At 71.1% G+C, this 19960-nt stretch carries 18 protein-coding genes and 3 pseudogenes; 9 read left to right on the forward strand and 12 right to left on the reverse strand.

Going from position 1 to position 19960, the window contains the following annotated elements; all coding sequences use genetic code 11:
• Positions 1 to 11 precede the first annotated feature (11 nt).
• Positions 12 to 470: a cyclic nucleotide-binding domain-containing protein gene (locus tag AB0472_RS19750; protein WP_366357752.1), complete on the reverse strand. Its 459-nt coding sequence runs from the start codon at positions 468 to 470 to the stop codon at positions 12 to 14.
• Between the two features lie 377 nt (positions 471 to 847).
• On the opposite strand from AB0472_RS19750, the gene AB0472_RS19755 reads away from it, so the two are divergent.
• Positions 848 to 1873, forward strand: coding sequence for a 6-phosphofructokinase (locus AB0472_RS19755; RefSeq protein ID WP_366357753.1), 1026 nt, complete (start codon positions 848 to 850; stop codon positions 1871 to 1873).
• A 40-nt stretch (positions 1874 to 1913) separates the two neighbouring features.
• On the opposite strand, the gene AB0472_RS19760 is transcribed toward AB0472_RS19755, so the two are convergent.
• A complete protein-coding gene (locus AB0472_RS19760; protein WP_366357754.1) occupies positions 1914 to 2804 on the reverse strand; it encodes a universal stress protein in 891 nt (296 codons plus the stop codon).
• A 268-nt stretch (positions 2805 to 3072) separates the two neighbouring features.
• Between AB0472_RS19760 and AB0472_RS19765 the strand changes: the two genes are divergently transcribed.
• A complete protein-coding gene (locus AB0472_RS19765; RefSeq protein WP_366357755.1) occupies positions 3073 to 4125 on the forward strand; it encodes a class I fructose-bisphosphate aldolase in 1053 nt (350 codons plus the stop codon).
• A gap of 478 nt (positions 4126 to 4603) precedes the next feature.
• Positions 4604 to 5479: a universal stress protein gene (locus AB0472_RS19770; RefSeq protein ID WP_366357756.1), complete on the forward strand. Its 876-nt coding sequence runs from the start codon at positions 4604 to 4606 to the stop codon at positions 5477 to 5479.
• Positions 5480 to 5810: 331 nt separating this feature from the next.
• On the opposite strand, the gene AB0472_RS19775 is transcribed toward AB0472_RS19770, so the two are convergent.
• The 4 genes from AB0472_RS19775 to AB0472_RS19790 form a co-directional block, all read right to left on the reverse strand.
• Positions 5811 to 6695, reverse strand: a complete 885-nt coding sequence (locus tag AB0472_RS19775) for a universal stress protein (protein WP_366357757.1) — start codon at positions 6693 to 6695, stop codon at positions 5811 to 5813.
• The gene (locus tag AB0472_RS19780; protein WP_366357758.1) at positions 6679 to 7029 is read right to left on the reverse strand and encodes a DUF1918 domain-containing protein; all 351 of its coding nucleotides are present in this window, start codon (positions 7027 to 7029) and stop codon (positions 6679 to 6681) included. Before AB0472_RS19780 ends, AB0472_RS19775 begins: the two co-directional genes overlap by 17 nt.
• Before the next feature lie 134 nt (positions 7030 to 7163).
• The gene (locus AB0472_RS19785; RefSeq protein ID WP_366357759.1) at positions 7164 to 8558 is read right to left on the reverse strand and encodes a nicotinate phosphoribosyltransferase; all 1395 of its coding nucleotides are present in this window, start codon (positions 8556 to 8558) and stop codon (positions 7164 to 7166) included.
• A 110-nt stretch (positions 8559 to 8668) separates the two neighbouring features.
• A complete protein-coding gene (locus AB0472_RS19790) occupies positions 8669 to 9364 on the reverse strand; it encodes a CBS domain-containing protein (RefSeq protein WP_366357760.1) in 696 nt (231 codons plus the stop codon).
• A gap of 459 nt (positions 9365 to 9823) precedes the next feature.
• On the opposite strand from AB0472_RS19790, the gene AB0472_RS19795 reads away from it, so the two are divergent.
• Complete coding sequence (locus AB0472_RS19795) at positions 9824 to 10693, forward strand: universal stress protein (RefSeq protein WP_366357761.1); 870 nt, start codon at positions 9824 to 9826, stop codon at positions 10691 to 10693.
• Positions 10694 to 10796: 103 nt separating this feature from the next.
• Complete coding sequence (locus AB0472_RS19800) at positions 10797 to 12275, forward strand: AAA family ATPase (protein WP_366357897.1); 1479 nt, start codon at positions 10797 to 10799, stop codon at positions 12273 to 12275.
• A 224-nt stretch (positions 12276 to 12499) separates the two neighbouring features.
• On the opposite strand, the gene AB0472_RS19805 is transcribed toward AB0472_RS19800, so the two are convergent.
• Positions 12500 to 12958, reverse strand: coding sequence for an Hsp20/alpha crystallin family protein (locus tag AB0472_RS19805; protein ID WP_366357762.1), 459 nt, complete (start codon positions 12956 to 12958; stop codon positions 12500 to 12502).
• Positions 12959 to 13250: 292 nt separating this feature from the next.
• Positions 13251 to 13733 (reverse strand): MarR family transcriptional regulator, encoded by a 483-nt coding sequence (locus AB0472_RS19810; RefSeq protein ID WP_366357763.1) that lies wholly within the window; start codon positions 13731 to 13733, stop codon positions 13251 to 13253.
• A gap of 62 nt (positions 13734 to 13795) precedes the next feature.
• Between AB0472_RS19810 and AB0472_RS19815 the strand changes: the two genes are divergently transcribed.
• The gene (locus tag AB0472_RS19815; RefSeq protein WP_366357764.1) at positions 13796 to 14707 is read left to right on the forward strand and encodes an alpha/beta hydrolase; all 912 of its coding nucleotides are present in this window, start codon (positions 13796 to 13798) and stop codon (positions 14705 to 14707) included.
• Between the two features lie 443 nt (positions 14708 to 15150).
• Here the strand turns inward: AB0472_RS19815 and AB0472_RS19820 are convergent, their stop codons facing one another.
• On the reverse strand, positions 15151 to 15366 hold the full coding sequence (locus AB0472_RS19820; RefSeq protein ID WP_366357765.1) for a hypothetical protein: 216 nt from the start codon (positions 15364 to 15366) through the stop codon (positions 15151 to 15153).
• Positions 15367 to 15404: 38 nt separating this feature from the next.
• On the opposite strand from AB0472_RS19820, the gene AB0472_RS19825 reads away from it, so the two are divergent.
• Positions 15405 to 16046: a carbonic anhydrase gene (locus AB0472_RS19825; protein WP_366357766.1), complete on the forward strand. Its 642-nt coding sequence runs from the start codon at positions 15405 to 15407 to the stop codon at positions 16044 to 16046.
• A 246-nt stretch (positions 16047 to 16292) separates the two neighbouring features.
• On the opposite strand, the pseudogene AB0472_RS19830 reads toward AB0472_RS19825, so the two are convergent.
• The 3 genes and pseudogenes from AB0472_RS19830 to AB0472_RS19840 form a co-directional block, all read right to left on the reverse strand.
• A pseudogene (locus AB0472_RS19830) lies at positions 16293 to 16655 on the reverse strand (fatty acid desaturase); the annotation flags it as partial.
• A 43-nt stretch (positions 16656 to 16698) separates the two neighbouring features.
• Positions 16699 to 16845, reverse strand: a pseudogene (locus AB0472_RS19835) (helix-turn-helix domain-containing protein); the annotation flags it as partial.
• A gap of 292 nt (positions 16846 to 17137) precedes the next feature.
• Positions 17138 to 18061 (reverse strand): AraC family transcriptional regulator, encoded by a 924-nt coding sequence (locus AB0472_RS19840; RefSeq protein WP_366357767.1) that lies wholly within the window; start codon positions 18059 to 18061, stop codon positions 17138 to 17140.
• Between the two features lie 853 nt (positions 18062 to 18914).
• On the opposite strand from AB0472_RS19840, the pseudogene AB0472_RS19845 reads away from it, so the two are divergent.
• Together AB0472_RS19845 and AB0472_RS19850 are read left to right on the forward strand one after the other, a co-directional pair.
• A pseudogene (locus AB0472_RS19845) lies at positions 18915 to 19061 on the forward strand (SDR family oxidoreductase); the annotation flags it as partial.
• A gap of 257 nt (positions 19062 to 19318) precedes the next feature.
• On the forward strand, positions 19319 to 19636 hold the full coding sequence (locus AB0472_RS19850; protein ID WP_366357903.1) for a hypothetical protein: 318 nt from the start codon (positions 19319 to 19321) through the stop codon (positions 19634 to 19636).
• Positions 19637 to 19960 lie beyond the last annotated feature (324 nt).

Here is a 19960-nt window from a genome sequence, read left to right on the forward strand (position 1 = left end):
GCTCCGCACGGTCAGGTCAGTCCGCCGCTCCCGTAGGGGGCGTACAGGTCGAGGAGGCGGATCCGGGAGGCGTGCAGCCGTTGGGCGAGCACCTGTCCGACCCAGACCGCGATCGCCCGGCCGAACCCGGCGTCCTGGGCACACGCCTCCAGGACCGCCCCCGCGTCGAACTCCCAGGCCCGCACCGGGCTCATCGCCTCGGCCCCCAGATGCCACAGGTAGGGAGGGAAGTGCCAGGACCAGCCGACGAGTTCCCCCGGCCCGAGGGTCTCGACGACGGCGGGACGCCGGCCCGGCACATGGAGGTCCAGGGCGACGGTCCCGGTGCGCACGACCCAGAAACGGTTGGCGCGCACCCCCTCCTCGAACAGCCGGGTCCCGGCCGGGAAGGAGACCTCACGGGCGAGTCGCATCAGCCGCTCGCGGTGCACGGACTCAAGAGCCCTCGTCATGGTGGTCGCGGACGCCATCGCACAGGCTCCCTTCAGCGGGGCGGACACCTCCAGCCTGAGCGCATCTGCGGACCGGCACCACCGGTCGGTACGGGGGCTCTCCGGCCCGCGTGCGCGGCGCCGCAGCCGGCAGCGGCCACCTGCGGTACCGGCGGCGTGCGCGCCCGCAGCACCGGGAAGGCGCCGCCCGGACCACACCCGGTGGGCTCGTGGGCGCGTACCCGTCGTGCGAGGTTGCCGCCCGCGTCCCGCCGGCACACCTCGCGGTGGGACGGACCGGCAGGGCGCGCTCCGGCATCCGGCCCCGGAGCGAGTCGCCGACGGGAGCGCCGTCGCACAGAATGGATCTCACGACCGACAGAGAACCTCACCCATGCCCAGAGGGGGAGGGAACCATGAAGGTAGGAGTTCTGACCGGCGGCGGTGACTGTCCCGGTCTCAACGCCGTGATCCGCAGCGTCGTACGCAAGGGGGTCCAGGAGTACGGCTTCGAGTTCGCCGGCCTTCGGGACGGCTGGCTGGGCGCGCTCCGCGGCGACGTGATGCCGCTGGGTGTCCCCGAGGTGCGGGGGATCCTGCCACGCGGCGGAACCATCCTCGGGTCGTCCCGCACCAACCCGTTCAAGCACGAGGACGGCGTACGCCGTATCCAGGCCACTCTCGCCGCGCAGGGCATCGACGCCCTCGTCGTGATCGGCGGCGAGGACACCCTGGGCGCGGCGGCCGAGCTGAGCCGCCAGGGGATCTCGATCGTCGGCGTGCCGAAGACGATCGACAACGACGTGCCCGGCACCGACTACACCTTCGGCTTCGACACGGCCGTGGGCATCGCGACCGAGGCCATCGACCGTCTGCACACCACCGCCGAGTCGCACATGCGCACCCTGGTGGTGGAGGTGATGGGACGGCACTCCGGGTGGATCGCCCTGCACGCCGGTGTCGCGGGCGGTGCCAACGTGATCCTCGTCCCGGAGCGGCCGTTCGACATCGATCAGGTCTGTGCGTGGGTGAAGAGGCGCTTCGAGTTCCACTACGCGCCGATCGTCGTCACCGCTGAGGGGGCTGTGCCCAAGGAGGGGCAGATGGTCCTCAAGGACCGGTCGCTGGACGAGTACGGTCATGTGCGGCTGTCCGGGATCGGCGACTGGCTGGCCCGGGAGATCTCGCAGCGCACCGGCACGGACGCCCGTACGACGGTGCTCGGTCACGTCCAGCGCGGCGGCACGCCGAGCGCCTTCGACCGGTGGCTGGCCACGCGCTTCGGACTGCACGCCGTCGACGCGGTCAAGGACGGCGCCTTCGGGACCATGGTCGCCCTGAGCGGCACCAGGATCGTACGGGTCCCGATCCCCGGCGCCGAGTCGAAGACCAAGATGGTGGATCCGTCGCTGTACGACGAGTTCGGCGTGTTCTTCGGCTGACGCCCGAGGAGTGCCATGACGTGCCGGGGTGCCGTCGGCGTCAGCCGTCGTGCGGTACGACCGCCACCGGGCAGCCGGCGTGGTGCAGTACCGCGTGCGTGACCGGGCCCAGCCGGCCCTCGCCGCCGCCCCGGCCGGCGCGGCGTCCCACGACCAGCAGGTCGGCTCCGCGAGACGTGTTCAGGAGTGCCTCCGCGGGGTGGAGGAGGACGACGTCCGCGCGGACCGTCACCTCCGGGTACTTCTCCTGCCGGGTGCACAGGGCGTCGGACAGCCCCAGGACCTCCTGGTCCTCCCAGGTGGCGCGGTCCTCCTCGGTCACGAACAGCGTCCGGGGCGACACGGCCTCGGCGGGAAACGCCCATGACTGCACGGCCCGAAGGACCGCGCCGCGGGCCCGGGCTTCCCCGAACGCGAAGTCCGCCACCTCGTCGACCGGGCGGTGCGCGTCGAAACCCACCACCACCTGAGGGGCGGTCCCCGCCGGGCGGGCGCCGTTCCCGAAGTCGCCGGGCCGCCGACCGGGTACCACGACGACGGGACAGTCGCCCGCGGCCGCCACACCGAGCGCCACCGAGCCGACCGCGAGGCCGTTGAAGCCGCCCGAGCCCCGTGCGCCGACGACGAGCAGCCCGGCATCGCATGCTGCGGACAGGAGAGCCTCAGCCGGGGCTTCGGCGCGCTGCGAGCCGTCCAGCCGCAGATCCGGATAGCGGGCGGCGAGGTCGGCGATCACTCCTTGGACGATGCGTTCGCCCACGCGGCGCAGCGTTTCCCCGGCCTGGTGGGGAACCGTACCCCCGGGAAGCGGTGGAGCGGCGTGCACGAGACGCAGAGGGACACCCCGCAGCACCGCTTCCCGCGCTGCCCACTCGGCCGCGGCGAGGCTGTGCCCGGATCCGTCGACACCCGCCAGCACGGCGTGACTCATCACTTCCTCCTTCGCCACCGGGCCCGTTCACGCCCTCCTCCCCTGTTCCACGGCGGTGCCTTCGGCAGTCCCGGTAGGTGACAGGTTCGCCCGCTCGTGGGCCGTTCGGCCCCGGTGAAGGACCCGACCGGCTCTGCCGGACGGGCCGCCCGCGCGGATGATGGACAGGGAACCCGCGACGCGGCCGCACGGACGGTGGCACGTCCTGCTGCCCGCACGTGTGAGGCCGTCTCCATCGGCATTTCGCAGGACAGGAGAGGCGGAGACCATGACCGACATCCACGAGCTGCTGGGCGACGAGGCCAAGGACCTGCTCACACACTCCGCCCAGGGGATACCGAGGGAGGATCTGGTACTGCCCGGCTCCGACTTCGTCGACCGGGTCGTGTCCGGGACCGACCGCTCGCCCCGGGTGCTGCGCAACCTGCAGTCACTGTTCGACCACGGCAGGCTGGCCGGCACCGGATACCTGTCGATCCTGCCGGTCGACCAGGGAATCGAGCACTCCGCGGCGTCGGCGTTCGCACCGAACCCGCGCTACCTCGACCCCGCGAACATCGTCGAACTCGCCGTCGACGGCGGCTGCAACGCGGTGGCCAGCACCCTCGGTGTGCTCGGCGCCGTGTCGCGGCGCTACGCACACCGGATCCCCTTCATCGTCAAGCTCAACCACAACGAGTTGCTGACCTACCCGAACCACTACGACCAGATCATGTTCGGCGACGTCCAGCAGTGCTTCGACCTCGGCGCGGCGGGCGTCGGTGCCACGGTCTACTTCGGTTCGGAACAGTCGGACCGCCAACTGCGGGAGGCGAGCGAGGTCTTCGCCCGGGCCCACGAACTGGGCATGTTCACGGTGCTGTGGTGCTACCTGCGCAACTCCGCGTTCAAGAAGGACGGCGTGGACTACGCGGTGTCCGCCGACCTCACCGGCCAGGCCAACCACCTCGGCGTGACGATCGAGGCCGACATCGTCAAACAGAAGCAGGCGGAGAACAACGGCGGCTACCGCGCGCTGGGCTTCGGCAAGACCCACCCGCTGCTGTACGACAGGCTCACCACCGACCACCCGATCGACCTCACGCGCTGGCAGGTCGCCAACTGCTACATGGGCCGGGTCGGCCTGATCAACAGCGGCGGCGCCTCGGCCGGCCAGGGGGACCTGGCCCAGGCGGTGCGGACCGCGGTGATCAACAAGAGGGCCGGCGGCACGGGCCTCATCACCGGCCGCAAGGCCTTCCAGCGTCCCACCGCCGAGGGCATCGAACTCCTGCACGCCGTCCAGGACGTCTACCTCGACGACAGCGTCAGCGTCGCCTGACCAACCTGACCAAGCGGTGGCCGGAGGCCCGGCGTCGGCGCCCAGGAATCGATGCCCTGACCGGCAATCGACGCCCGTGCCGACCAGGGCGGGGGTGCGAGGTGGCCCCGGCGTGCCGCAGGCGCCGCTCGCCATCTTCCGGGGAGGGCGCCTGACGGGTGAAGACGTCCTACTCGACGTGGGTCCGCTCGTTGCGCCAGGCCACCGTCCGGCCGAGCGGGGTCCCGCGGTCCGGGGCGGCAGCCGACTCATAACGTCCGACCAGCGGGTATCCGCCCACCGCGTGGCCGGTCGCCGAGAGGTAGGTGCCCTTGACACAGGCACGCGAACGGAACCACCGGCACGGTCGGTCTCAGAGGACCGAAGGTCCTCCTGTGCGGGCCGAAGCGCCCCTCGCCACTCCCGGAGCTGAGTGCCACGGTGGAGTTCACCCCATGCGCTGCACGAGATGGCAGCCCGGTGAAAGGCGGTGGGCAGGATGACACTTCCTCTGGTGGTGGGCGTCGACGGATCGGACTCGTGTCTACTCGCGGTCGACTGGGCGGTGGACGAGGCCGAACGCCACGGACTGCCGCTGCGGCTGGTTCACGCCTCCCTGTGGGCGCGCTACGAGGCGGGCCTTCCGTCGGTGAGTCAGGGGCACCCGTCCGAGCAGCTGCTGGCGGAGCACGTCGTGGCCTCCGCGGCCGAACGCGCCGAACGGCGCAGCCCCGATGTCAAGGTCACCACCGACATCGTCCCTGAGGACGCCGCGGACGCTCTCGTACGCGAGGGCGACGACGCGTTCGCAGTGGTGACGGGATCACGCGGCCGCGGTGAGCTGAAGGGGATGCTTCTCGGGTCCGTCGGCCTGGCCGTGGCGGGCCGGGCGCACTGCCCGGTGGTCGTGGTCCGGGGCGATCGGGTGGGCCTGGCGGGTCGGCACGAGCGGATCCTGCTCGGCCTGGGCGAAGCCGGCACGAGCACGGATGCCGTGCGGTTCGCCTTCCGCGAGGCCGAGCTGCGTGACTGCACCCTGGACGTGGTACGCGCCTGGCGCAGGCCGGCCTTCGACAGGCGCGGCGAGCGGGTACGGGCCGGGGGACCGGCAGACGGATACGAGGAGGGGGCCTCGGCCCTGCTCCACGCTCAGCTCGAAGCCGCCATCGCCGAGCATCCGCACGTCCGAACGCGTCGGACGACGCCTGAGGGCCCGGCCGGCAAGGTCCTCGTGCACCGGTCGGCGGCCGCCGACCTCGTGATCGTCGGGACGCGCCACAGGAAGGGCCACTTCGGCCTCCAGCTCGGTCGCGTGAGCCATGCCCTGCTGCACCACAGCCAGTGCCCGGTCGCGGTCGTACCGCAGAGTCACTGAGTGCTTCCAGGCTCTGCTCCCCGACTCCGGATCCTTGCCGCTGACTGTCGTCGGTGTCGTGGTCGGGCGCCGAAGGGCGGGACCCGAGGGCGGACGGACGATGAGCAGGCGCACCCGAGTCGTCCCGCGAACCCGGTGCACCCGCTGCGGTGCCCGCCTGCCGTCGCACGGGACGGCGCGGCTGCCCGTCTCGAACCGCGCGGGCGCGACGAGGGCAGGACAGTACGAGCCTCACGCGGGACCGCGTGGGCCATCGGCGCCTCGTACGAGTGCCCTGCCCCCGGCACGGCCACGGAGACCTCCGGCACACGAGTCCGACGGCTGCCGCGGCTTACGCAGGCGCGGACGGAACCGCGATGACGGGGCAGCGCGCGTGGTGCAGCACTCCCTGGCTGACCGAGCCCAGCAGCATGCCGGTGAAGCCTCCGCGACCCCGGGTGCCCACCACCAGACCCAGCGCGTGGGCCGAGGCGTCGGTGAGTACCTGCACGGGATGCCCGACGACCAGTTCGTGGCGCAGGTCCACCTCGGGGTAGCGGGCCCGGCGGCCGGCCACGATCTCGGAGAGCAGCCGTCGGCACTCCTGCTGCGGCTCGTGCTCGTCGAAGGTCCTCAGCGGCCCGGTCTGCCAGACGAAGAGCGCCCGCAGGGCGGCACCGCGCAGGGACGCCTCCTCGAAGGCCACGTCGACCGCGGCGGCGGAGTGTTCGCTGCCGTCGACGCCGACGACGTAGTACGAGGGGTCCTGCGTGACGTGCGCCGGTTCGGGCACGACGACCACGGGGCACCGCGCGCGGGCCATGACGGGCACGGCGACCGAGGCGGACCCGAACACCTCCTGGGCCCGGCTCAGATGTCGCGAGCCCAGCACGACGGCCGTGGCGTCGCGGCTCTGCTCCCGCAGTACCCACACGGGGTCGCCTTCCGAGAGGAGCGGCTCCACGTCGAGCTGCGGGTGCCGGCTCGTGACGAAGTCCGCGGCCTCTTCCAGCACCCGTTTCCCGGCCTGGTGCAGCGCCTCGTTCCATGCCTCCCACGACGGAGGGATCTCCGGTCCCCGACGAAAGCCCCTGGTCGGGACACCCTCGACGTGGACCGGACGCAACGGCAGCCGACGACGGACAGCCTCGTCGGCGGCCCACTCCAGCGCCATCCGGTGAGCGGGATCGGGATCCACACCCACCACGATCGGACGACGGTCACCGGGCCGTGACATGGCCGCCTCCGGTCATGGGCTCGCCGGGAGCCGACGATGCCCGTGCGGACACGCCGACGGGACGAGGTGCGGACGTCAGATGCCTGATGCAGGCGTCCGGCCCGGGGAAGTACAGAGTCACCCGTCCGTCCTCGGCCCAGCGCACGTCGTACGGCGGGCTGCCGTCCGGGTGGTGGACTCCGACGACCTCGCCGTCTCGTGCGACGACTCCGGCCGCGGTGCCGCGTACGACGATCTCGTCACCGACACGGGCGCGCATCGACGTGCCGATCTCCTCGGGGCCGGAACCGGGCACAGCCCGGTCGCCCTTCTTCACCGGTGCGGGAACGGACATCGCCCTCGCCTCCTTCCTGCGGTGACGCGGACAGCGCCGCCGATTCCATTGAGCGCCACGGTAAGGATGATCCGTCAGTGGCCGTTTGGCTCCTGGGATGGGCCTGTTGGCCCCTCCGCCGTGCCCGGGGCCGATCACCGGGCGCGGTCGGAGAGCGCCGGTGCGCGGGAGACCGCCGGGCCCGTGGAGCCGGCGCGATGCTCGGGACCCAGTCGGGCTTCGATGTCGGCGCGCACCGATGCGGTCAGCGCCTCGAGGGCTGGGGAGCGGACCGGCCTGACGGGTTCGGGGTCGCGGACCCGGCGGGCGGCTGCGGGCAGAACGGCGATGTCCCCGCGGAAGCGCTCGCGGGCGTCCTGCCACCGGTCCGGCGATCCGGTTCGCCGACCGTCCCGCATGACCGTCTGCAGCAGGGGCCGGGCGGAGTCCGGCGGGTCCTCTCCGCACAGGGCTATGACGTCGGGCCGACCGGCGCGGCGGAAGACCTGTTTGCGGCCCGGTGCCGTGACTTTCGCCGAGGACAGCTTCATCACGGGGCGGCCGTCGTATTCGACTAGCTTGTAGGCGGCGTCCAGGTAGGGGGCGTCCGCGGCCACGCCCACCCGGGTGCCCACGGCGTACACGTCGATCGGCGCACCGGCGCGCACCAGCCGTTCCACGCCGTACTCGTCCAGCCCGCCGCTGGCCACGATGCGCACGTCGGCCAGCCCGACGGCGTCCAGGACGGCGCGGGCCCTGCGGGCGAGTGCGCCGAGGTCGCCGCTGTCCAGGCGGATGGCGCAGCCCGGGCCCCGCTGCAGATCGTTCAGGACCCGCGCGGCGATGCGCACGCCTTCCTCGGTGTCGTAGGTGTCGACGAGGAAGGTGACGGGCCCGGGATGGGCGCGCGCGAAGGCGTGGAACGCCGCCTCCTCGTCGGCGAACGCCTCGATGTAGGAGTGGGCCATGGTGCCCGAGGCCGGGATGCGCAGGGCGGTGGCGGCGGCGACGTTACTGGTGCCGGCGAAGCCCACCATGGCGCCGAGACGGGCGGCCTGATGGCCGGCCGACGGGCCGTGGGTGCGGCGCAGCGAGAAGTCCACCAGGGTGCGGCCCGGCGCGGCCAGGACGCAGCGTGCCGCCTTGGACGCCACCGCCGTCTGGTGGCAGACCTGGTTCAGCAGGTACGTCTCGACGAGCTGGGCCTGCGGCAGCGGGGCGGTCACCTCCAGCAGCGGCTCGTCGGCGAATACCGTACGGCCCTCCGGTACGGCGCGTACCTCGCCGTCGAAGGCGAGGCCGAGGAGCGGTTCGAGGTCCGGTACGGGGCGGTGCAGGGCGGCCGCGAAATCCTCGACGTCGGCCCGTTCCACGCGGTAGCCGGCGAGGAAGTCGAGCGCGGGTTCCAGACCCGCCGCGACGAGGAAGCCCCGTCCGGGCGGGAGGTCGCGGACGAAGAGGCTGAAGGTGGCCGGGGCCCGCATGTCCTCCCGGAGGTAGGACAGGGCCATGGTCACTTCGTAGAGGTCGGTGGTGGTGACGTCGGACATGGTGATCGCCGCCGGATGAGGTCGTCCCCTGGTCACCAGTCTGACCACGCGGCGGGCCGGACGAAAGGGGAGCTGCGGGCGCCGGACGCACCAGGGCCGGTCGGCCCTCGTCACACCAGGCCCTGGTCGGTCGGCGACGAGAGCCCGTCCGCCCGGCGCGGATCGCCGCCGGGCACGAGGTCGAACTCCACGTCCACCACTCCCTCGACGGCCCGTACCAGCCGTGCGGCCACGGGGACCAGGGAGATGTCGCGGACCCGGCCCGCCAGCGTGACGACCCCGTCGTGCACGTCCACGATGACGGTGGAGCCTGGTAGCGGGAAGAGGTACGACACGATTTCGCGCCGGACCTCCTCGGCGATGGCCTCGTCCCCGCGCAGGAAGACCTTGAGCAGGTCGGCGCGGCTGACCACACCCACGAGCAGCCCGGCGTCGTCGACCACGGGCAACCGCTTGACCTTCTCGCGGGCCATGATGCGCGCGGCCTCGGCCAGCGTGGTGTTCGCCCGGACGGTGACGGCGGGTGACGACATCAGGTCCCCGGCGGCCAGCGCGCCGGCCTTCGGTACGTCGCCGGGGCGCGGCAGCGCGTAGCCCTTCTCGGGGCTGTCCCGGAGTTGCTCCGTGGGCAGCAGGTCGGCCTCGGAGACCACTCCTACGACCCGCCCCTCGCCTGCCAGCACGGGCAGGGCGCTGACCCGCCACTCCTGCATCATGCCCACCACGTCCTTGAACGAGGCCGACAGGCCGACGGAGGCGACCGTGTGGGTCATGACATCGCTGACGATGTGCGGGTTGCTGAACATGGCGACTCCGTACGGTGTCGACGCCGCGTCAACCCGCGTCGTCGATGAGCGGCTCGATCACGCCTTGTAGTCGTCCTTGGACACCGTGCCGCTCGCCTTGACCACGTCTACCCCTGGCGGTGCGTCCTCGGCTCTCTCAAGCATGCCGTTCCTCTCTGCGCGCAGGTGACAGGCGGAACCTGGACCGGCGGGGGAGACGGGTCGTGCGGCTCCGCAGAGGCCCATCGGGCCCAGGAGCAGGCCGGAGAGGTCCCCGAGCCGGAATCGTCACCGCCCTGCCTCCTCTCGTGCCGGTTCCACGCTGCCGGCCGTTGCTCCGCGTGCGGTGGGAAGGGGATCGGGGGGACCCTCGATGGAGAGAGCGCAGTACGCCCGGCTTGCAGGCGACGTCCGGACCAGCCACCCCGTCGGACCCGTTCACCGTCTGTTCCAGCTTCCTACGAGACGGAGGCCGCCGCCATGAAACCAGTCGTCACCGTGGGCCTCGACGGCTCGACCGAGAGCCTTGCCGCTGCCCGCTGGGCCGCCGACGAGGCGGAGAAACGCAAGCTCACCCTGCGCCTGCTGCACGCGTGGCCACTGCTGGCGCCGGAACCGGCTCGTGTCCCCGCGGAAGTCGACCAGAACTACTGGGCGAGGCGTCTCGTCCACACTGCGCAGGCGGAGCTCCAGGCACGCCATCCGGGCCTGTCCGTCATCGGGAGCCTGGTCGCCGACGACGCCCAGAACGCCCTGCTTCACGCGGCGGCGGAGTCGGAGATGACCGTGCTCGGTTCGCGGGGGCTGGAGTCCGTCCAGAGCTACTTCCTGGGTGACGTCAGCATGCCCGTCGTCGCAAGGGCCGAGCGGCCGGTGGTGCTGGTCCGCGCCGGGAGCCGGGAGGAAGGACCGCCCTCGGCCGTCCCGGGGCGCGTCGTCGTGGCCCTGAAACTGCACGGGGCCTGCGACGACCTGCTCGACTTCGCCTTCCACTCCGCCGCGGCCAGGGGCCTTCCTCTGCTGGCCGTCCACGGCCGAAGCGTGCCGATCCATGCCCGTGTGCCCTGGGGTGTGGACCACGACGTCGCCGAAGAGATCAGACGGGACGTGCAGCAGCGGTTGAGCAAGGCGCTCTGTCCCTGGCGCGAGAAGTACCCGCTCGTGGAGGTGGCCGACGGCATCGGTCTCGAAAGCCCGGCCAAGGCCGTCGTGCAAGCGGCCGAAGGCGCCGCGCTGCTGGTAGTCGGCCGCCGCGAGCACCGTCATGGTCTGGCGCCCCACCTGGGTCCGGTGGCGCAGGCCGCCATCCATCACGGGCGCTGCCCCGTCGCGGTCGTTCCCCATGGCTGAGCCGGGCCCCCGCGGGGAAACGGTGCCGTCGGCGCCACCGCCGGATGTGTCCGTGCTCCGGTGCGGTGCCCGGAACGACGGCGAGCCGCCGCCGCGCGCGGAGGTGTGCGAGACCCACACCGCGATCGTGTTCTTCGCCGGCGACCGCGCCTACAAGGTCAAGAAGCCGGTGGATCCGGGGTTCCTGGACTACACCACCGTCGAGGCCCGACGGGTCGCGTGCGAGCGTGAAGTCGCTCTGAACCGGCGCTTCGCCCCGGACGTCTACCTGGGTCTTGGCGAGTTCCGCAGCCCCGACGCGACGGTTCCCGAACCGCTCGTGGTGATGCGCCGCATGCCGGCGGACCGCCGCCTGTCCCGGCGGGTACGGCAGGGGGCCGCCGTCGACGACGTCCTGCGGGCCGTCGCCCGGCAGCTCGCCGCGTGGCACGCGGTGGCGCCCCGCGGCCCGGACGTGGACGAGCAGGGCACGCGGGACGCGTTGTCAGCGCGCTGGGAGGCCAGTTTCACGCAGGTCCGCACGATGGCCGACGACGGCTTCGGGCTCGAGGGCGTGCCGGAGGCCGAGCGGCTGGTGCGCCGCTATCTCGCCGGGCGCGAGCGGTTGTTCGACGCCCGTATCGAGCAGGGGCGCGTGGTCGACGGCCATGGCGACCTGCTCGCCGAGGACGTCTTCTGCCTCGACGACGGCCCCCGCGTCCTGGACTGCCTGGAGTTCGACGACCGTCTCCGCTACGTCGACGGCCTGGACGACGCCGCGTTTCTCGCCATGGACCTGGAACGGCTCGGCGCCCCGGAGGCCGCGGCGTTCTTCCTCGCCCGGTACGGCGAGCACTCCGGGGATCCCGCGCCTCCTTCCCTGTGGCACCACTACGTCGCCTACCGAGCCTTCGTCCGTGCCAAGGTCTCGGTCATCCAGGCCCGCCAGGGCGCGCCCGGCGCGGAAGCGGCGTCCCGCCGACTTGCTTCCATGACCCTGCGCCATCTGCGTGCCTCCACCGTCTGCCTCGTCCTCGTCGGCGGACTCCCGGGCAGCGGGAAGTCCACCCTCTCCGGAGCCCTGGCGGACCGGCTCGGCGTCACCCTGCTCAGCAGCGACCGCATCCGCAAGGAGCTGGCGGGCATCCCGGCGGAGCAGTCCGCGGCAGCCGACTACGGCGAGGGCCTGTACACGCCCCGGTGGACGGCCACGACCTACGCCGCACTGCTCGACCGCGCGGGCGTCCTGCTTTCCTTGGGCGAGTCCGTCGTGCTGGACGCCACGTGGTCCGACGCGGCACGGCGCGAGGCCGCACGGCGCACGGCCGAACACGCCAGCGCCGACCTGGTGGCCCTCCACTGCCACGTTCCGGGCGACGTCTCGGCGGCCCGTCTGAGCACGCGCCCTCCCGGCCCGTCCGACGCCGGCCCCGGCATCGCCGCCGCCATGGCGGCCTTGGAACCGCCGTGGCCCGAAGCCGTACCGATCGACACCAGCGGCCCGTTGGAGTCCGCGGTAGCGCAGGCGCTGACGGCCGTACGGCCGTGGGGTACAACAGGTCAGGCCCCGGTCTTCCGCCGTCCCCGCATGGCGCCGGACTGAGAGGCACGGGTTACCGGGCCGGCCAGGAGCCTGCGGGACGACCGCGAAGCTGGGGGAACGAACGGCACCTCCGGCCTCGCTGCGCCAGGGGGCGGGACCGTGTCGGGCGTCGGGATGGGCTGTGCTGCACTCTTTGGGGCTGGTCACCCCCCGCGGTCGCGCGGGTGCGGACGGAGGGTCGGCCGTCCGCACCCGTCGATCGTGCCCCTGCGGGAGCGGCGGCTTCAGCCCTCGATCTCGACGTGATGGGGCTTGGCCGCCTGAGCCTTGGGGACGGCGACGGTAAGGATGCCGTCGGCAAGGGTGGCGTGCACGTCCTCGGCCTTCACCTCGGTGGGCAGCAGCGCCCGGTATTCGAATTGCCCGGTGCGGCGTGTGGCGCGGCGCAGGACGCCTTGCCGTTCGCGCTCCTTCAACTCCCCCGTGATGTGCAGTTCCCGACCGCTGACCTCCACGTCGATGTCCTCGCGCTTGATACCGGGCAGTTCGCACTCGACCTTGTACGCCTCGTCGGTCTCGCTCAGGTCGGCCAACGGCGCCCAGGCCATGGACTCCGTCCAGGATGGCGCGCTGGACTCCAGGAACCGGTTCATCCGCTCGAAGAATTCGTCGAACTCGGCTGTTATCGGCGGGTAGGTCCGCTCCAGCAGGCCGCCGTGCCGGTGTCGTGCGGGCAGAGTCATGAGGCTCACCTCCGCGAAGTGAACTCGAAAAGCCGTGTGACTCCCGCTCTCCATCATGAGCGGCGGATGCCCGGTCTGCGACTCGCACCGGCGCGGCACGGACGCGGTGGGAGGACGCGCTTCGGCGAGCCGACACCCCTGGCGACTGGGGTGGGCAGGGCGGCGGTGCCCCCGTCGGCGTCGACCCCGACGTTCGACGAGGGGGAACCGCCGCCAGTGTCCACGGATCGTTCGAATCCCGCCGACGGCTGTCACCTCGGGTCGGCCGGTACTGTCCGGCGATCGGCCGTCCTCAGGTGACCTCGCCGAGATCCTCATGGAGCCGTGCCGCGGCTTCAACGCTCGACGGCCGACTCGCGACAAGCCGGGCCAGGTGTGCTTCGAGGGCCTCGAGTTGCTCGGGCCCCATATGCGCCGCCCAGCGCTCGCGCACATCGTCGAAGAGCGAGGCGCCCAGCGTCATGATGTCGCGGCCGCGGTCGGTGACCCGCAGCCGTTTGAGGCGGCCGTCGCTCGGGTCGGGCTCCCGCTCGACGTATCCGAGCTTCTCCAGTGCGGCGATCGTCCTGGCAGCGCCCTGTTTGGAGACCGAGAGCCGGCGGCCGAGCTCCGAGGCCGTGTCCGCTCCCTCGCCGATGGCGCGCAGGGCGAACTCATGCGATGCGCGCACGCCCGGGTGCCCGCGGTGCGCCAGTTCGCCGTGCACGTCGTCCACCATCGACTGGAAGCCGCCGAGAAGCAGCAGCGCGAGTTCAGCGCCCGGTGAACGTGCCATGCGACGAAGCATACGAGAAACGAAGGTCGACAATCATGTTGTCGACCTATAGATTGACAACTATGTTGTCGATCGAATCTAGGAGAACGATGGATCCCATTGCCGGCGGCGCCACCATCCCGGGCGTCGAACACCACCATGTCAGCCTGAACGGGACCGAACTGCACTACATATCGGCCGGAACCGTCGGCTCTCCCGTCATGCTGGTCCACGGCTTCCCCGAGACCTGGTGGGTCTTCCGCAAGCTGATCCCTCTACTCAGCGAGCACCACCGCGTATTCGCCCCCGACCTTCGCGGCTTCGGCGACTCCGCCACCGCGACCACAGCGCACGACAGTGTGACCGCGGCCCAGGACCTGAGTGAACTGATCGCGCGGCTCGACGCGGGCCCCGTCCACCTCACGGGCCAGGACATCAGCGGCCCCACCACGTTCCGCGTCACCGCCACACGCCCCGACCTCGTGCGAAGCTATGCGGCGATCGAGACCGGGCTGCCCGGGTTCGGTGTCGAGGCGCTCGCGGACGTCGCCCACGGCGGCGCCTGGCACATCGGCGTGCTCGCCGCCCCGGGCATCCCCGAAATGCTGCTCGCCGGACGAGAACGGGCATTCCTCGCGCGGTACGCGATCCCGTCGCTCTGCGTGACCCCCGACGCGTTCACTGACGACGACATCGACGAACTAGCCCGCTCCTACGCGCGACCCGACGCGTTCAACGGCGCGGCCGGACTGTATCGATCGATGCTCCGCGAAGGCGACGAAATCCGCCAACTGGCATCCCGGAAACTCACCACGCCCGTGCTCGCCGTCGGCGGCAGGTCGGCAGAGTTCACCCCGGCGACCCTGCGCCAGGTCGCCGAGGACGTCAGCGCCCTCTCCCTCGACGGGATCGGCCACTATGCGGCGATGGAAGCCCCCGACAGGCTCGCAGACGGCCTCCTGTCCTTCTACGAGAAACTCGACAACCTGGGGTAATGCGGGCCGGTCCACGATCACTGACACCCTGGCACCGCAAGACCCTAGGTGGGGCCACTTCGCCTCGCCACCACCCCTCAGTGCCCCGAACGCCCCTCAACCTGGGGCCAGTTGGAGTCGCCCCGGTGGGGCCGCTGAACGCCGTCCCAGCGAGGATCACCCACCCCGGGATGAGACCGGCAGCCCGATTGCGTGTTTGGGCATCACGGAGGCGTCTGTGCACATGGCGCACGAGCACGGGACGGCTGCACCGCTGGGAGGACGGCGCAGCCGGGCGGGCGGTCCCGCAGGATCCGCACAATCTGCGGGGTGCGCGGGCGCCGCCGGGGAGTCGGGCCCGCCGCGCCGCCCGTCCGGGTGGCCATCCTGCGGCCCATCCGGTTGCCGTCCGGCTGCGGCACGCCAGCTCCGCACCACCGGTTCCCCGAACAGCTCATAGACGCTCACCTGGGCAGGTCACGCACCACGACAGACACCACCGCGAGAATCACGGTGGCCACCGCGATGCTGACCATCACCGCGCGTGCGTTCCACGGCGGCAGCCGCTTCGCCGTGCGTTCATGCACGTCGGCATCATCGTGGCCATCCGACTCGGGCGGCAGCCGATACGCCCCCAGCGAGGCTGCCAAGGGCTTCGCATCAGCGTTGTGAGCATCCACGCACTGCCAACGAACGATCCGGCTCGTAGGCTTCGGCCGTGACCGAGATCAAGACCCCGACGCCCCGCGACGCCTTCGAGCTCCTGCTGGCCGGTAACCAGCGCTTCGTCGCAGGCACCCCCGAACACCCGAACCAGGACGCCGTCCGCCGCGCCGAGATCGCACCGTCCCAGCAGCCCTTCGCCGTGCTGTTCGGGTGCTCTGACTCCCGGCTAGCCGCCGAGATCATCTTCGACCGCGGCCTGGGTGACCTGTTCGTGGTGCGCACCGCCGGCCACGTCATGGGCCCAGAGGTTCTGGGCAGTCTCGAATACGGCGTGGACGTGCTGGGCTGCCCGCTGGTCGTGGTTCTAGGCCACGACTCGTGCGGCGCGGTCGGCGCGGCGTGCGCCGCCCTGGAAAACGGCATCACGCCAGCGGGGTACATCCGGGACGTCGTGGAGCGGGTGACGCCCAGCGTGCTGGCAGCGCGGGCCGCCGGACACGTTGAGCCGCAGGAGATCCTCGCCGAGCACATAAGGCACACCGTCGACCTGCTGCTGGACCGCTCCCGGGTGCTCGACGAGAAGGTCGCCGCCGGCCAGGCTGCCGTGGTCGGTCTGTGCTACCGCCTGTCCGACGGCAGCGCCCGACTCGTCGCCTCTCGCGGCCTCGACGCGGCGGTCCCCACCGCGTCCTGACCGCCCGGTCTCTGCGACGACCCGCAGGGCACGGTCGCGTTCGGGTACCAGCCGTATCTTCTCGCCCTTGGTCACTCGCGGGCTGTCGATGAACACCTTGATGCTCTGCGCCTGCCCGGCCCTTACCGGGCGATGGCAGGGGTGGTGGGTGGCTTGCGGGCAGCGGGCCGGATCTGCCAGCAGGGGGCTGAAAGCGAGTTCCCGTGTGAGGTGCCCTTTGGGCACAGCTTCGTGGGCAGATGCGCGTCACACGTGGGCGGTGCTGATACTGGCTCGCCGCAATGGCGCTCCTGCTCGGTGGAGACTGGCGAGTGCTTGCCGGTAGGAGGCGATCAGTCCTGTTTCCAGGTACTCCACGCCCAGGTCCTGGCAGTGGTGGCGGACGATGGACCGGGCCTTGCGCAGGTGTGGGCTGGGCATGCTGGGGAACAAGTGGTGTTCGATCTGGTGGTTCAGTCCGCCCAGGGCGAGGTCGGTGAACCAGCTGCCGCGTACGTTGCGTGCGGTGAGGACCTGGCGGCGCAGGAAGTCGGGGCGGTCGTTGCCGGTCAGGATCGGCATGCCTTTGTGGTTGGGGGCGAAGAGGCAGCCGAGGTAGAGGCCGAACAGGCCCGGCATCGGCCCATCCCGCAAGGTCACGGAGCACGTCCAGCAGCGACAGTCCGCGCTCGGTCACTGTGTAGTCGACCCGCGGCGGCGTCACGGGGTGCACCGTTCGACTGACCAGCCCGTCACGCTCCAGTGCCCGGAGCGTCACACTGAGCATCCTCTGGGTGATCGGGTTGACCAGCCGTCGCAACGTCCCCGTCACCCGACGGGACCGGCTCACAACGTCGCACAGGCCTACGCCGCTCTCGCCGTCGATCTGCGTGCGGGAAAGACAACGGTTCCGGGCTTCGACCACGCCCGTCGTGCAGCACCGCCTGCTCGACACCATCAAGCAGGCGTCGAGGACTCGCGCCACTCAGTCGTTCCTCGGCTGACACCGCCCGGCTGTCACAGGGACGAACCGTGAGGGCCCACATCGCCGGTGGGCCCTCACACGGAGGCGGGATCCGGCAACGGCCGCAACGGACTGTTGCCGGAACGAATCAGACCAGTCGGGCCTGCCTGCGGTATCGGCCGGGAGCCACACCGGTCACGCGCTTGAACGCGTGACTGAAGGCACTTTCCGAACGGTATCCGTACTGAGTTGCGAGCGAGGCAAGCGTGCGGTTTCCGGTGCGAAGTTCCCGTGCTGCGGACCGGATTCGCCATGTGGCGAGGTATTCGAGGGGAGGCGTGCCGACAAGTTCGCTGAAGCGCGCCGCGAAGTGCGAACGAGACATACCTGATTTGGCGGCCAGTTCGGCCACCGTCCACAGATGGGCGGGGTACTCGTGCATGAGGGAAAGCGCTGTGCCGACGGCAGGATCGGCCAGAGCGGTGAGCCAGGCCTGGCCGCTCGAGCCCTGCGCGGCGACATAGCTGCGGAGCACCTGTACAAGGACGATGTGCGCCAGACGCTCGACGATCAGGGCGCTCCCGATCTCCGGGGCAGCCGTCTCCTGGCGCAGCATGTCCAGTGCGGTACGGATGGCACCGGCCTCGCCCGTGTCCGCGGGAACATGCACGAGCGGTGGCAGCACGTCGAGGAGGACCGCCGCGTTGGCGGTGTCGAGTTGGAACCCGCAGCCCACGACGACCCCGTCCGGTGGGCTGTCTGAAGGGCCGACACGCACCGTGCCGCCCTCGACGAAGCCCTTGAAGACCTCGCTGCTGGGTTGAGCGGGGACCGCGGGATCGCTGGAGAGCCGATACGGGCGGCCGTTGCCCAGCAGATAGCAGTCACCCGCCACAGCTCGGATGGGCGGGGCGCCTTCGGTCTCCACCCAGCACTCGCCTTCGAGGACGGCGCCCAGCTTGATGTGCTGGTATCCGGCGAAGGAGATCGCCCATGCGCCGACCGCTTCCAGCCGTGCGAAATTCGCGCTGCGCATGTCCAGAAGGGCGAGAACATCGTTGAGGGGATCCATCGGCTCCCTTATCAGCGTGTGGCAGAGCCTCGTCAGCGAGACTTCGAGCCAAGTCAACAGTGGGGATAAGACAGGATAGGCCAGTAGCGAGTCCTGGTGATCCGCGGCAGGATGTGTGGACAGGCTGCCTCACGGCCGATGGTCGCAGTCGGCGAGGAGGGCAGATGGAAAACACAGCCCAAAAGGATACTGCTTGAATTCTTGCGAGGAAGGATCCTCCGCGCAATGCGCAAAGATCCTCGATGCGTGCGCCATCGTCCTCGATCACCGAATCGCAGGTCCCACGCCGACCCCGCTCGCGTCCCCGGAAGTCTCCATGGCACATCGGTGCACACGGTGACGGTGCTGCGAGGTTTTCCTGACGGACCCGACGGCATCGCGCGTCCGGCTGCCGGTTTCGACATCCCCGCGAAGGAGTTCCGCCATGTCGGCCCCGTCCGCTCCCACAGGGCTCGGCGGCCGGCGCCGAGTTGGTCCTCGCCGGTTCTGCCCCCCCCAGAAGTGGAGCGCACCGCGGAGAGCCTGACAGGGACAGCGGAAGTCGTCCTGTTGGACATCACCGACGAGGACTCGATCGCCGGCCTCGCCCAGCGGGCGGGCGCCTTCGACCATCTGGTCTCCCCGGCCTCCATCCCGGCCAACGGCCCGCTCGCCGAGTTGGAGTTCGAGGCGGTGCAGCGAGCGTTCGCAGCCAAGGTGACCGGACCTCTGCTGCGGGCCGGGCAGGAGGGCGGCTCGCTGACGTTCTTCTCCGGCTTCGCCGCATGGCGTCCGGCTCCCGGGCGCACCGTGATGGCCACCACCAACGGCGCCGGCGTTCCTGGTGCAAGCCCTCGTCGTGGAGGTCGCCCCGGTGCGGGTCAACGCCATCTCGCCGAGAATCGTCGACACCGATGCCTGGGACCGGCTCGGCGACGACAAGTCGGCCGTTCTTCGTCAGATGGCCGAGAGCAGCCCGGCACGACGGGTGGGAATGGTCGACGACGTGGAGCAGGCCGTGCTGTTCTCCATGACCAACCCGTACGTGACCGGCACGGTCCTGCACGTCGACGGCGGTGCCCGACTCGCCTGGCAGGGGAACGGCCTGCGCCGTCCTGCGGGGCGTCGAGACCACGACGGCGATTGCCCCCTGCCGGCTCGCCCCGCACGGCGAGGCGCGGTGGCCGGGGGTGGCTTGGGGGCATGGGCGACGGCTCAGGCCAAGTTGCCCGCTGGCAGACGCCGTCGCCTGGACGTGTCGACAGGGCGGAAGGCATCATGCAGAACCTTCCGGAAGACCAGCGGGCCCATCAGGACAGGTCAGCCGTCGCCGACGAGCTGCGTGCGGCGCTCGTGGCGTCCTTGTCCGAGGGCGCTCGCTGGGTCCGAGGCGCTCGCCGGCATCGTCTTTCCGGCCGAGGCGGCGGGACGGTCACGGCTGAAGGCAGCGGTGATCGGCGGATCGAGCACTTCGAGATCCCGCGGCACGACCTGGCGGGCGTCGCGGCGGCGCGGCGCTTCGTCCGTGGATGCCTGCAGCGATGGGACGCCGTGGAGCTTTCCGACACGCTGGAGGTGATCGCGTCCGAAGGGTGACCAACGCTCTCATCCACGCCGACAGCGCAGTCGATGTCCGCATGCGCGAGTACGAGGACCACATCCGGCTGGAGGTGCGGGACTCCGACGCCCATCCTCCGCTGCCGTCGGCCATGCCCGTCACCGACGAGGACGCACAGGGCGAGGCCGAGCACGGCCGTTGGTCTGCTGATCATGGAAAGCCTGGCCACCGTCTGGGGGAGTTCGCCCCACGGCCGGGGAAAGACGGTGTGGATGGAACTGGAGCACCAGAAAAGAGACCACTACGCCTGACCGGGCACGCGACCGACAAAATGAGCGGTGCGACCAGGACACCCTCGGCTC

The organism is Streptomyces sp. NPDC086777 (assembly GCF_040702065.1).
Taxonomy (GTDB): domain Bacteria; phylum Actinomycetota; class Actinomycetes; order Streptomycetales; family Streptomycetaceae; genus Streptomyces.